The following is a 12,891-nucleotide window of genomic DNA, read 5'->3' as shown; positions in this document are numbered from 1 at the left end:
GGCCGGAGCGGAGCTATGCACCATCACCAATTCCAAAAAGGCCGATATTTAACCAAAAAGTAAGCATGATAATGGAGAACATGTTCATCTTGGAATAGCAAGATATATATGCTTATTCTTAGGTACGAAAGTTGAGTTATTTTATAAAAAGTTGGAGGAAGCCGCCTCCAACGGATTTCATGGGGTGAGCAATCGCAGGCGGGGGGATAACTGTTTTAGCAGCAAATTGAATTTTTAAAATGCTTATGTATGTAACCTTTTTGTCGAAAATGATACAATGAACAAATGAAAGAATAGTTTTTGAAGGAAGGATGCATTCAAATGAGCAAATACTTTGGTTACGCAGGAACCTACACAAGAAAGACAAGCCAGGGAGTATATCGATTCACTCTGGATACAGAAAAAGGGCAGCTGTCTGCTTCTGAGGTAGCAGCAGAGCTTGGAAACCCAACATATCTTAATTTTAATGAAAATCGATTATTTATATGCTGTTGCGCAGGAAGATGATATGGGAGGCGTAAATGCTTTCCGTGTTGATAAAACGAGCGGAGAATTAACCCCATTAAATGGTCAATTGGTAGAAGGGAACCCTCCATGCCACGTAGAGGCAGCAGCAAACGTGGTAGTAACAGGAAATTATCATAAGGGCGATATCGGTCTTCATTTTACAAATGAAGATGGAGAAGTAGAACAAGGGCATTTTACCAAGCACGAAGGAAACGGACCGCATGAAAGACAGGAAAAACCGCATGTCCATTTCACTGGATTTACTCCAGATAAGAATTTTATCGTTGTTGCAGACTTAGGAACAGATCGTTTAGTGACGTATAAGGTGGAAGGTTCCTCATTGCAGGAAGTGAGTACTTTTCATGCAAAGCAGGGGAGCGGACCAAGACATATTACGTTCCATCCGAATAAACCAATTGCTTATCTAATTACAGAGCTTTCTACAGAGGTAATTGTTTTAGATTACAATCGAGACAGGCGAATTTACGGAGAAACAGACGATTCTTGCGAAGCCTGCTGACTTTGAAGAAACAAACGATGCGAGCGCGGTTCATATCACTTCAGATGGAAAATTCCTTTATACAGGAAATCGCGGGCATAATAGTATTGCTTCATTCAAAGTAGATGAAAATAGCGGAGAGCTGACATTTCTAGAATTCACACCATCTGGCGGGGAATGGCCAAGAGACTTTGTATTAGATCCGACTGAAAAATTCCTTCTTGCTTCTAATCAGCATACCGGAAACGTTGTATTGTTTGAAAGAGATGCAGAAACAGGAAAATTAACGCAGACAGATCAGGTAATCGATGTTCCAGAAGTGGTTTGTGTGAAGTTTCTTTCCTAATTAGCTATTAAAAAAACTTCCTTTTGCGGAGGAGTACGTAAACGCTCCGCAGAAGGAAGTTTTATTTTCTTAGCGCTGTTGTAATCTAGCAATTCGTTCATCCAGCGGCGGGTGAGAAGATAAAGCATTAAGGATACTGGATTTATTGCTGATTTTCATGGTTTGAATTGCTGTGTCATTTGTGTGATCGTCTGCTTCTGCACGATTGATATAAGCTTTTAACGATTGTAAAGCATGTGTCATCTTATCACGGCCTGCTAAATCTGCACCGCCCCGGTCTGCGTGATATTCCCGATGTCTGGAATAAGCACTGACGACAAAGCTTCCTAAAATAGAAAATAAGATTTGGAAAATAATGATTGCAGCAAATTGAACAATCCATTGCAGCTCGGAACGTACAAATCTGGAAACGATCATTGCAGCGATCCGGGACAAAAAGACGACAAATGTATTGACGATTCCCTGTAATAAGGTCATTGTCACCATATCGCCATTCGCAACGTGAGCCACCTCATGTGCAATGACTCCTTCTACGGCATCATCATCCATACTGTCCAGCAGACCTTGAGAAACAGCAACTAAAGAGCGTTTTTTACTTGGACCTGTTGCAAAAGCATTTACTTCATGTGACGGGTAAATACCAACCTCTGGTGTATGTGCAAGTCCGGCAGCACGGGATAACCGTTCTACTTTTTCATAAACGTCACGCTCTTGCTGTGTAGTAATATGATTCGGGTCAACTATTTTCACCTTCATCATGGTCTTAGCCATCCAACGGGACATTGCTAAAGAAATAAATGAACCGGTAAAACCTACAACAATACTGAATATCATGAGAGAAACATAATCATTTCCGCCATCTGAACGATAGCTTGGCCCAATATCAAATATACTTGTAAGGATGGACCAGACAATGACGATTGTCGTCATAACTAAAATGTTTGTTAAAAGAAACAGTGTAATTCTTTTCCCCATACATAACCTCCTCGATGAATTTTCTATACTATAAATAAATCATACCATATTTTGCGGCCAAGACTGAACTGTTATCTAGCTGGCCATGGAAAATTATTTGGGAAGAGAATACCTGCTAATAATGTAAACGTGTTCAATTGCTGATATAATAGAAAGGAAGGTTAATAGAAAGGCGGGGGTTTTCGTGGAGGCATTTCAATGGAACAGTGCGGATGAATTACGCCAGCTCTTAAATGAGCTAGTCAGCTGGAAGAGTATCAGTCTTTCAGAAGGAGAAAAGCAATTTCCCAGAAAGCTATATGCTAAGCTTCAGGATTTAACTTATTTTCATGACCATCCTGCTTACTTAAAACTGCATGAGGCAGACCAGCGCCGGAAGCTTTTAACGGCTTTATATAAACATCCGGAAGCTGCGCAGACGATTTGCACGATCAGCCATTTTGATACGGTAAATACCGAGGAATATGGTTCACTGGAGCCGCTCGCAACACAGCCGGAGGAGCTTACGAAAGTATATCTGGAACAAAAAGAAACATTTTCGAGAGACATCCGTGCAGATATAGAATCGTGATTTCTTATTCGGGCGCGGCACAATGGATATGAAGATGGGCCTCGTGATGCATATGAGTCTGATTGAACAGGCCAGCATTGAGAAATGGCCAATTAATCTGCTTTTATTGACTGTGCCCGACGAAGAAGTGAATTCAGCAGGAATGCGTTATGCCATCCCTGTTCTGACGGAATTACAAAAACAGCATGAGTTAATCTATACGTTATTTTTAAATAGTGAGCCGACATTCCGTCATGATCCAAAGGACAATACACACTATATTTACAGCGGGACGATCGGGAAGGTATTAGCTGGAGCGTTATTCTACGGAAAGGAAACCCATGCAGGAGAGCCATTGAGCGGAATGACATCTCCGTTTATCTCTTCATTTTTAACAAGGGAGATGGAATGGAATCCCATTTTTCAGAAACCGTACTCGGAGAAACCGCTCCGCTGCCGGTTACCCTGCAGCAAACCGATTTGCGGCTGCGGTACTCCACTCAAACTCCGTACCGTTCTTCCGCTTTGTACAATATTTTTCTTTTAGAACGGACAGCAGAAGAGGCCTTTGCTTTATTTGAACAGGTTGCCAAGACTGCTGCTGCACAATGTAATGGGCGGTATAAAAAGATATGTAAGGATAATCAAGTGCAGCCGATTGGTCATGTGAAAGTAATTTCTTATAAAGAGTTATTAGAGTATGCAGGGAATAAACTAGGCAGGGAATTTGTTGGAGATGTGAAAAAGGATATTCATTTTCATGATGACTATGATGACCGGGAAAAATCGCTTCGTATTACGGACAGCTTAATGATTCATTGTCGAGCTTGCCCCAGCCATGGTGATTTTATTTGCGCCTCCTTATTATCCTGCTGTAAATTCCAGCGGCAACGCCTTTGTAGAATATTGTGTCGATTTTGTTGAAAAAGAAGCAAAAAAAGAATTTCAATTAGATATCAAACGAAGTCATTTTTTAAATGGAATTTGTGATTTAAGTTATGTACATTATCGGGAAGTGATACAGGCTTGCAGGTCTACGAGGAAAACACGCCTGTCTGGGGGGATTCGTATGAATTGCCATTTTCATTGATGCGTGAATTGGATGCGCCTGTGTTAAATGTAGGTCCGTTCGGGCGTGATGCACATAAACGCACAGAAAGGCTGCATATTACCAATGCATTTGAGCAATTTCCGTATTTAATGCGTCAGCTCATTCTACAAATTTCACAAAAAGAAGCCAAATCGTCATAATTTTATAGGTGTAACCATTAAAAAATAGATCGAAATGATTTATAATGAAATCAGAATGGAGGTGTGGTTCCATGAGTCCAGCAAACATAGGTATTCCGGGTTTGATATTGATAGTTGTCATTGCCTTAATTATTTTCGGTCCCAAAAAGCTTCCGGAAATCGGGAAAGCAGCCGGACAGACCTTACGGGAATTCAAAAATTCAGCAAATAATATAATGTCTGAGGAAGACAAAAAGAAAGAAATAAAAGAAGATAATGATGAGCCGAAAAGGATCCGTCAAAATAAGAGAAACAAGGCGCCGATGTAGTTTTCCATCATGCGCCTTGTTTTTATATTACACATAAAAAATGCTTGTAAAGAGGTTAATGCATTATCTTTACAAGCGTTCATAATCACGATCTATTTTCTTAGCCAGCCGTACGTGAAGCTAATTAATTATAGGGAAGAGGAGGAAAAGATTTGTTTATCATGGCATCACTAGAATCCCCAATAAGAAGTACCTACAATAATCAATAAGATGAACAGGACTACCAGTAGAGCAAAACCTCCGCCAAATTCATTGTAATTACTCATTTTTTACACCCCCTGTATGTTTACTATATGAAATGATTTTATGTTTGAGAGGGTATTTGACTAGAAAAAAGGATTTTAACCTATAGTTATCGAATTAGAAATTTAAGAACGTAATACATCATCCGAGGTGGAATCGATGCAAAAACTAAATAACTTTTTATTAAACAAATGTAACAGCAAGGGGGATGTTTTAGGAATAAGTGTGCGCTCCGGGACAAGCGGTGCAAGCCTGTTTGATTATTATGCATCAACACGGCTGCAGCCTGCTTCCAACTTGAAAATACTGACAGCAGCGGCGGCATTAAGGAAATTAGGTCCCGAATATACATTTCAAACCGAACTTCATATGGGTGGAGAAGTAGTGGAGGAAACCTGTCATGGTAATGTTTATTTGGTTGGAAAGGGAGATCCGACTTTACAAGAAAAGGATTATAAACAGTTTGTGGCTTCTTTAAAAGAGCATGGGATTAGAAATATATCCGGAGACTTTATTCTTGATGACAGCTGGTACGATGATATCCGCTGGTCTGATGATTTAATTTGGGCTGATCAGCAATACGGGTATGGTTCAGAAGTATCTGCTTTAACACTTGCTCCAGATGCTGATTATGATACGAATACCATTAAATTTATTATTTCTCCAGGAGAATTGAATACAGCGCCAAAAATAGAAATCCTGCCGCATACGGAAGGAATCACAGTAGTTAATAAAGCCGTAACGACAGAAGAAGCGGATGAGGAAGCACTGATTGTAAGACGGGATAATGCAGAAAATCACTTTTTTATATCTGGAGAAATCGGCAGGAAAGAAGGAAAGCAGGAAGTATATATGGCCATTAAACATATTGAAAGTTATATCGCTGACACAATCCGGCGAATGTTAAAAAAGGAAGGTGTTGTGCTAGAAGGCCAGATAAAAAAAGGAAAGCTTCGGGAGATGCAGTGTGTATTCACCATAAACAGTCACTGCCATTAACTGACATTATTATTCCCTTTATGAAGCTGAGCAATAATGGGATTGGTGAAATGATCACAAAAGAATTAGGGCGTAAAACATATGATGACGGTTCATGGGAATCCGGTCTGACAGCAGTAAAAGAAGCTCTGGCTTCCTATTCAATCAATCTGGATACAATCCAGTTAAAGGACGGTTCCGGAATTTCAGCAGCTAACTTCATTCCAGCTGAAGAGCTGACGCGATTACTGTATGAAATTCAGCAGGAAAAGTGGTTCCCTGCATTTTTAGCCAGTCTGCCGGCAGCTGGAGAAGCGGATAAAATGATTGGAGGCACATTACGTGAACGTATGAAGGGACTGGATGTTCGTGCGAAAACAGGAACCATTGAAGGCGTCAGCACCCTTTCCGGCTATGTAACCAATGTAAAGGGACAACGGCTTATCTTTTCCATCTTATTTAACCATTTATTAGATACGGATACAGGAAAAGAATTAGAAGATGAACTGGTTGCGAAAATGGCGGAGATAGAAGAATGGTGCTGACCTCTGTCATTTGTTTTCTTTTGAGTTCGTTATTTGATTTAAGTTGTTATCAGACAGAAATTTAAGTGCGTATCGTGAAGCCGGGAAAGCATATTTACAGAGCGAAGGAATAATAGCAGTAAGCTTTATTTCATTGAATTAAGCTTCATTTCATGTTTTTTTTATGACCTTACCATAGTTTTACCACATTTCCATGCTAAAGTGAAACTAAGATAGAAAAAATGGAATGAAGAAGCAGAAATGTTTTACTTTCATTTCATCATAATCACTTTGATTCTTGTAATGAATATGTCAAATAATAAGGAGAATGAATATGACAGTGCATATTTACGGAGTATCTTGCTCATCTACAAGAAAAGCGAGACAATGGTTTCGCAAAAATGGAATTGCTTATAAGGAACGAAATATTTTACATCAACCATTGACAATTGACGAACTAAAGAATATTTTACAAATGACTGTAGAAGGTACGGATGAGATTCTTTCAACCCGTTCTAAAATTTTTAAAGAATTGAATTTGAATGTAGAGGATTTGTCTCTGCAAACTTTATTGAAATTAATTCACAAGTACCCAAGACTGCTGAAAAGTCCAATTTTGGTGGATGAAAAAAGATTCCAAGTTGGGTACCATGAGGAAGATATTCGTCAATTCTTACCTCGTAAAACGAGACAGCTGCAATGGTTACAATGGAAAGTGGATTTAGGTTTAATAAAAGGGTAACGAACCTTAAATGAACCTTAAATTATGGAAGCATACGATGAAATGGCTGTATGCTTCCATATGTTGAATGTTGAGCAAATTAAATAATATGTAAGGAAGAATATAATTTCATCTTTACGCCAAAAAAAGAGGCAGCTTTAAAATGAGCTGCCTCTTTTTTAAGAATAAGAAAGTAAAAAAATGCTGAATATATCCGCTCCAGAAATACACTTCGCTTTCCGTGGGCTTGAGCTCAGCCTCCTCGAAAAAAAGAAGAACACTTTTTTCCTGCGGGGTCTTCCCACTGCGCATTCCCACAGGAGTCTCCGTGTATTTCTTCCGCTAGAATTTGCGTTATTTCCTTGTAAAAAAGCAAATAAAACATAATTCCACTTAGATGGGAGCGGAGGGAAGTCGACTCCTGCGGGAAAAGCAACAGGTGAAGACCCCGCAGGAAGCGGTTTTCTTCCGAGGAGGCTGAACGTTGCCCGCGGAAAGCGACTTCCCGGAGCGGACATCTCTTTGGCAAGAACACCGATGTTTTAAAGACCAAGCGGTATTCTTGGTTTTTCTTAGGAGTATTGTTTTAAATTTTGCTGACAACCAGAAGCGCCTGTTCAATATCCGCTATTAAGTCATCCGCGTCTTCAATTCCTACAGAGAAACGAAGAAGGTCATCACCGATTCCTCTGTTATCTCTTTCTTCCTCCGGCATATCGGCATGTGTTTGTGTTGTAGGATAGGTAATAAAGCTTTCTACACCGCCCAGACTTTCGGCAAATACAATTAAGTTGAGGTTAGCTAAGAAAGAACGCACCTGCTCGGCATCTTCTAAACAAAATGAAAGCATGCCGCCTTTATTTGGGTAATAAACCTGCCCAATTGACGAGTGGTCTCGCAGGTAAGCAGCAATTTTCTGTGCGTTTTCCTCGTGACGCTGCATACGCAATGCAAGTGTTTTTAACCCGCGGACAAGCAGCCAGCTGTCTGAAGCAGATAATGTTGCTCCTGACGCATTATGCATTTCAAATAATTTTTCGGAAAGGTCAGGACTTTTGGTTACGACCAGACCGGCTAAAACATCATTATGACCGCCGATATATTTTGTCGCACTATGCACTACAATATCCGCACCAAGCGTGATCGGCTGCTGGAGATAAGGTGTTAAAAACGTATTATCAACAATAAGCAGCAGGTTATGCTTTTTAGCCAGCTCCGCATACTTTTCAATATCCACCTCCTGAAGTAACGGGTTCGTCGGTGTTTCTAAAAAGATAGCCTTTGTATTTTCATTAATACATCGTTCTGTTTCCGTAATATTTTGACAGTCATCATAGGTCACGGAAATATTATAAGCTTTTTCAAAATGATTAAAAATACGGTAAGTTCCTCCATAGATATCCTTCGTCGCGATAAGGTGGTCGCCCATACGAAACAGAGAGGAGAGAACTAATTGAATAGCTGCCATTCCTGAGCTGCAGGCGAAAGCAGCATCTCCTTCTTCCAGTTTTGCGAAACCTTCCTCTAAAACCGATCTGGTCGGGTTCTTGGTACGCGTATAATCATAACCTGTGGAATGACCAATTCCCTGGTGCTGATAAGCTGTTGACATGTAAATAGGCGGATTTATAGCCCCTGTCCGTTCATCTGTTTTATTACCTAACTGTACTAATGCTGTTTCTATTTTTCTCATTTCCTTCAGCCTCCTCAATCCAGAAACATGAATTCGCTCATCCTTCGCGAATATGCAGTTTTCTTATGATTTTCCCATGTGAACTAAATAAAAAACCCTTCTTATTCCAGAGATAAGAAGGGTATGATATCGTGATGATACATATCTTATCTTTAAAGGGGAGTTCCCTTCTGGAATTAGCACCTTGCTATAAGCAGCTGGTTGCTGAGACATCGTCGGGCCAGTCCCTCCGTCTCTCTGGATAAGAATTGGAATTTTATTAAATTATAATTACGTTAACTTTACAAGAGCGGAGAAAAAAAATCAAGTCTTGATTTTTTTAAAAGTGTAAAAGCCGGCAACACTGGCTTAGAGGCTGTGTATAGAAAGAAGAAGCTTGAAAAAAACGAAAAGTATTTGAAAAGGACTCCGATGAAGATTACAATGGTAGTGTAGTGAACGTATTGTTGAATGGTTATAAAATGGACAATTACTCTGAATGGGCTGGATATGTCTGATAATAAAAAGGGTGAAATAATAAATATCCGAATGAAACTATTTAAAAAGGAAGAAGATATATGCGCAAAAAAAAGCTATTATGGGTAAACATTTCTATGTTAGCAGGATGTATTATCATCATTGGCATGGGGATTTATAAGGACAGCCGCTCTGTAGAATATTCAATGGAAGTGAGTACAGAAGACGGAACTGGACAAACTGGAGAAAGCGTAGAGATTTTTACAACCTCTTGGAATAATCGGTTATTAGGAGATAATGAACAAATTTATCAAACAGCTAATTTAGATTATCGCAACATACTTCAGCAGGAAGACAATGAAATAGAAGCGCAGGAAGAGCGTAATGTGAACCAGAGTACCGAAACAGAGGAAGAAACATACACGAATCCAGAAACAGAGGTGCAGGAAGAAGATTATACAGTTTCTGAGGAAGCATCATCTAATCAAATAACAAATGATGAACCAGTTGACAGTGAACAAAGCAGCAATGCTTCAAATAGAGAAAACGCAGCTGGTGAAAATAATGAGAATACAGAAAGCCGAGAAACAGAATCGAATAATACGCAACGTTCCACAGCTTCTGTACGCCAGAATCAATCTGAAAAAAACCATCGTTCTTCCGATGCTAATGCTTCTAAATCGGAAACCGATGATTCCAGTACAAACGACAGGAAAGATGATAATTCAAAAGAGGAACCGGAAAATCCATCAAGACCGCCAAAAGACGAAAATGATGGCAATAAAGAAGAGAATCCAAATATAGAAGAACCTGACCCTGAAGATGAAACGGAGAGTAATGATTCGGAATCAGAGGAAGAAAAGCCCGAGGAAGAAGAGAATAATGAAGATCACGAGGCTGAAGAGGATGAAGAAAGTTCAGAACAGGAGTCAGAAAGAGGTAACGAAGAGCGCAAAGGTGCTGAGGTCGATACGGCATCTATTTACTCTAATTAAGCAACGAAACTATTCAGTTATTTCATACTTTAAATGGACATGGTAAATAATAAACTGTAAATTTGCTGCGGGCTGGCTAATTTGCAGTTTTTTATTATGTTTCATGAGCACAACATACCCATACTTAGCAACGATTTAAATGGGGCGAGTAATCGCAGTCCCAACGAACTACTTGGGAAGGCTAACCGCTTCATTCAAAAAGTATTTTGTCCTGATAAGTATTCTGCGTGATAACATGCTGAGCATAATATATTGAACATAAGACACGTTTCGCTAAGTTTTCTAAAGAAATTATAATGAAAATTAGCCTAATCCTGCAAAATTTGATATTATAATAGATGCAGTGACTATTAAACGTGATAGTTCGAAATTACATTACATTTTATTTGTGGAAGATAGAAAGGATGGAAGATGAATTATGAGTAAACCAAAAGTAGTCGTTCTTGGTGCAGGCTATGCTGGATTAGTTGCAACAAGACGTTTAACTCAACAGCTGTCTCCTGAAGAAGCTGAGATTGTGTTAATCAACAAACATAATTACCATTATGAAAGTACATGGTTACATGAAGTAGCAGCGGGTACAATTACCCCGAATCAGGCACGTTTTATGCTAACAGATGTAGTTAACCCTAAGCGTGTTCGTTTAATTTACGATACCGTTGCGGAAGTAAAGCGTGAGGAAAAACGCGTTGTTCTTGAAAACAGCGAAGTGGCTTATGACTATCTTGTATTTGCACTTGGATTTGTATCCAATTCATTTGGCATTCCGGGTATGGAAGAGAATGCTTATGCAATCACAGATATTGATTCCAGCCGATTAATTGCAGAGCATATTGAATATCAGTTTGCTCAGTATTCTTCAAGCGAAGAAAAACGTGACGAGCAGCTTACCATCGTTGTCGGCGGCGGCGGATTCACAGGTATTGAATTTGTTGGTGAGCTTGCAGACAAAGTACCTGAGCTATGTAAAAAATACGATATCGATCGCAGCAAAGCAAAAATTATTAACGTAGAGGCAATGCCATCTATTTTACCTATGTTTGATGAAGATTTAGTTTCTTACGGAAAACAGTCCTTAGAAAATCGTGGCGTAGAATTCCGTATTGGTACTGCCATCAAAGAATGTACAGAAGACGGATTTGTTGTCGGCGAAGATAACGAATTAATCAAAGCTGGTACGGTTGTATGGACAGGCGGCGTAATGGGTAACCCGGTATTGGCTGAATCCGGATTTGAATTATTCAAAGGAAAAGTAAATGTTGGATTAGATTTACGTCCAGAAGGAGAAGAAAATATCTTTATCCTTGGAGACTGCTCATGGACAATGGATCCGGAAACTGGAAGACCATTCCCTCCAACTGGTCAGCTGGCTGTACAAGAAGGTGCGAAAGCAGCAGATAATATTGTTGCATTGATTCGTGATGAAGTGATTACTGACTTTGTTTTCTCTAACAAAGGAACAGTTGCATCTCTTGGCTTATCTGATGGGATCGGAAACGTGCTTGATGGTAAAAAACTAAGCGGTAAAGCAGCGGCAGCAATGAAAAAAGTTGTTGATGACCGTTCTCTATTCTTAGTCGGCGGTGCTAAAACATTACTTAAAAAAGGTAAATTCCGTCCATTCTAATAACCAAATAACATTCGAATTGAAGTTGTATTTGATAAATTACTCCACAGGAGGTAAGCGATATGAAGAATTTATTATGTTACGTTCTACTTGCTTTGACAGCCCTGGTAGGCTACCGTGTTGCAAGTGAATATTTAGAAGACAACAGGGACTTTAGATAAGCTTTAAAAAATTGCCGGGATATATCCCGGCAATTTTTTTGCTCTTTAACAAGGAGTATATTCCGTCGCGTAACAGTAAATCCAAGCTTATTCACTGTATAGAAATAAAGCATCCCAAACATACTAAGGCTTAAGGGGTGTGTCATGATGCGAATGATTATACTTTTATTACTATTTATATTTCTTATATTTCCTCATACAACGAATGCTGCTGTTATGGAACTTTACGATGAACAGGATGATTCTTGGCTTATCGATTTAAAGCCGTATATATTTGAAATGGATGAAGCGTTATTGGATTGGAATGAGATTCAGGGGTTAACAAAATATATGCAGGAGCAGGTCTATAAAAAACCGGAAAACGCTTATATAGATAAAGATGGTGAAATTATCAAAGAAAAACAAGGATTTACCCTGGACGTAAACCAATTTCATACCCTGATTAACGAAGCTTATTATGGCGGGGCAGGGGAGAATCGGCTGCAAGTACCAAAACAAATGATTCCGGCACGCGTGAATGAAGACCTTTTAAAAGAATTAAAGGAGAAAGAGTTAAATCGTTTTACGACAAGGTTTAAAAAAGGGAATATTGAAAGAACGCGCAATATTGAATTGGCTGCAGATGCAATCAATAATACAGTGATCTTTCCCGGTGAGCATTTTTCCTTTAATGAAATCGTGGGAGAGCGGACAAGAGAAAGAGGTTACCTGCCGGCTCCGGTAATTGTAAAAGGGGAGTTTAGTGAAGATATTGGCGGAGGTATTTGCCAGGTATCCTCAACATTATTTAATGCGGTGGATCTGCAAGGCATAGAAATAACCGAACGCTATGCACACAGCAGAGAGGTTCCCTATGTTCCGAAGGGCAGAGATGCTACAGTGAGCTGGTGGGGGCCGGATTTTGCGTTTCGGAATAAATATAACCGTCCGGTGCTTATTCAAGCAAGGGCTGAAGAAGGAGTGATGACGGTTGCTGTTTATACGAGTCACGATGCCTCTCTTTTTCAGGCAAAAAGCCCCTGATTTTACGCTCAGCGTAAAATCAGGGGCTTGCTGT

At 39.6% G+C, this 12,891-nt stretch carries 8 protein-coding genes, 3 pseudogenes and 1 riboswitch; of the genes and pseudogenes, 8 read left to right on the top strand and 3 right to left on the bottom strand.

Annotated features, from left to right (window positions below):
• Positions 1-321: 321 nt before the first annotated feature.
• Positions 322-1,352: pseudogene (locus MKX55_RS13235) on the top strand (lactonase family protein).
• A 69-nt stretch (positions 1,353-1,421) separates the two neighbouring features.
• Here MKX55_RS13235 and htpX read toward each other — a convergent pair.
• On the bottom strand, positions 1,422-2,327 hold the full coding sequence (htpX, locus tag MKX55_RS13230; RefSeq protein ID WP_339233169.1) for a protease HtpX: 906 nt from the start codon (positions 2,325-2,327) through the stop codon (positions 1,422-1,424).
• A gap of 184 nt (positions 2,328-2,511) precedes the next feature.
• Between htpX and MKX55_RS13225 the strand changes: the two are divergent.
• Together MKX55_RS13225 and tatA are read left to right on the top strand one after the other, a co-directional pair.
• Positions 2,512-4,128, top strand: a pseudogene (locus MKX55_RS13225) (M20/M25/M40 family metallo-hydrolase).
• Positions 4,129-4,199: 71 nt separating this feature from the next.
• On the top strand, positions 4,200-4,436 hold the full coding sequence (gene tatA / locus MKX55_RS13220) for a twin-arginine translocase TatA/TatE family subunit (RefSeq protein ID WP_339233168.1): 237 nt from the start codon (positions 4,200-4,202) through the stop codon (positions 4,434-4,436).
• 170 nt (positions 4,437-4,606) lie between these two features.
• Here tatA and MKX55_RS13215 read toward each other — a convergent pair whose 3' ends face one another.
• Positions 4,607-4,702, bottom strand: a complete 96-nt coding sequence (locus MKX55_RS13215; protein WP_084612984.1) for a YjcZ family sporulation protein — start codon at positions 4,700-4,702, stop codon at positions 4,607-4,609.
• A gap of 136 nt (positions 4,703-4,838) precedes the next feature.
• Here MKX55_RS13215 and dacB point away from each other — a divergent pair.
• Together dacB and spx are read left to right on the top strand one after the other, a co-directional pair.
• Positions 4,839-6,202: pseudogene (dacB, locus tag MKX55_RS13210) on the top strand (D-alanyl-D-alanine carboxypeptidase/D-alanyl-D-alanine-endopeptidase).
• 313 nt (positions 6,203-6,515) lie between these two features.
• Entirely contained in the window at positions 6,516-6,923 is a 408-nt protein-coding gene (gene spx, locus MKX55_RS13205) for a transcriptional regulator Spx (RefSeq protein WP_042534537.1), read from the top strand.
• Positions 6,924-7,488: 565 nt separating this feature from the next.
• Here the strand turns inward: spx and MKX55_RS13200 are convergent.
• Positions 7,489-8,595, bottom strand: coding sequence for a methionine biosynthesis PLP-dependent protein (locus MKX55_RS13200; protein ID WP_339177642.1), 1,107 nt, complete (start codon positions 8,593-8,595; stop codon positions 7,489-7,491).
• A gap of 143 nt (positions 8,596-8,738) precedes the next feature.
• Positions 8,739-8,843, bottom strand: a riboswitch (SAM riboswitch).
• A 309-nt stretch (positions 8,844-9,152) separates the two neighbouring features.
• Between MKX55_RS13200 and MKX55_RS13195 the strand changes: the two genes are divergently transcribed.
• The 3 genes from MKX55_RS13195 to MKX55_RS13185 all read left to right on the top strand — a co-directional run bounded on the left by MKX55_RS13195 (position 9,153) and on the right by MKX55_RS13185 (position 12,857).
• A complete protein-coding gene (locus MKX55_RS13195) occupies positions 9,153-10,046 on the top strand; it encodes a hypothetical protein (protein ID WP_339233166.1) in 894 nt (297 codons plus the stop codon).
• A gap of 418 nt (positions 10,047-10,464) precedes the next feature.
• Positions 10,465-11,673: an NAD(P)/FAD-dependent oxidoreductase gene (locus tag MKX55_RS13190; protein ID WP_339233165.1), complete on the top strand. Its 1,209-nt coding sequence runs from the start codon at positions 10,465-10,467 to the stop codon at positions 11,671-11,673.
• A 305-nt stretch (positions 11,674-11,978) separates the two neighbouring features.
• A complete protein-coding gene (locus tag MKX55_RS13185; protein ID WP_339233164.1) occupies positions 11,979-12,857 on the top strand; it encodes a VanW family protein in 879 nt (292 codons plus the stop codon).
• Positions 12,858-12,891 lie beyond the last annotated feature (34 nt).

It is taken from the genome of Oceanobacillus sp. FSL W7-1281 (assembly GCF_037969835.1).
Classification (GTDB): domain Bacteria; phylum Bacillota; class Bacilli; order Bacillales; family Amphibacillaceae; genus Oceanobacillus; species Oceanobacillus oncorhynchi.
This window is presented reverse-complemented; position numbering and strand designations above follow the sequence as displayed.

Coding starts and splice junctions, on each gene's coding strand:
- MKX55_RS13215 (WP_084612984.1), bottom strand. CDS start 4,702: ATGAGTAATTACAATGAATTTGGCGGAGGTTTTGCTCTACTGGTAGTC.
- MKX55_RS13190 (WP_339233165.1), top strand. CDS start 10,465: ATGAGTAAACCAAAAGTAGTCGTTCTTGGTGCAGGCTATGCTGGATTA.
- MKX55_RS13195 (WP_339233166.1), top strand. CDS start 9,153: ATGCGCAAAAAAAAGCTATTATGGGTAAACATTTCTATGTTAGCAGGA.
- htpX (WP_339233169.1), bottom strand. CDS start 2,327: ATGGGGAAAAGAATTACACTGTTTCTTTTAACAAACATTTTAGTTATG.
- MKX55_RS13200 (WP_339177642.1), bottom strand. CDS start 8,595: ATGAGAAAAATAGAAACAGCATTAGTACAGTTAGGTAATAAAACAGAT.
- spx (WP_042534537.1), top strand. CDS start 6,516: ATGACAGTGCATATTTACGGAGTATCTTGCTCATCTACAAGAAAAGCG.
- MKX55_RS13185 (WP_339233164.1), top strand. CDS start 11,979: ATGATGCGAATGATTATACTTTTATTACTATTTATATTTCTTATATTT.
- tatA (WP_339233168.1), top strand. CDS start 4,200: ATGAGTCCAGCAAACATAGGTATTCCGGGTTTGATATTGATAGTTGTC.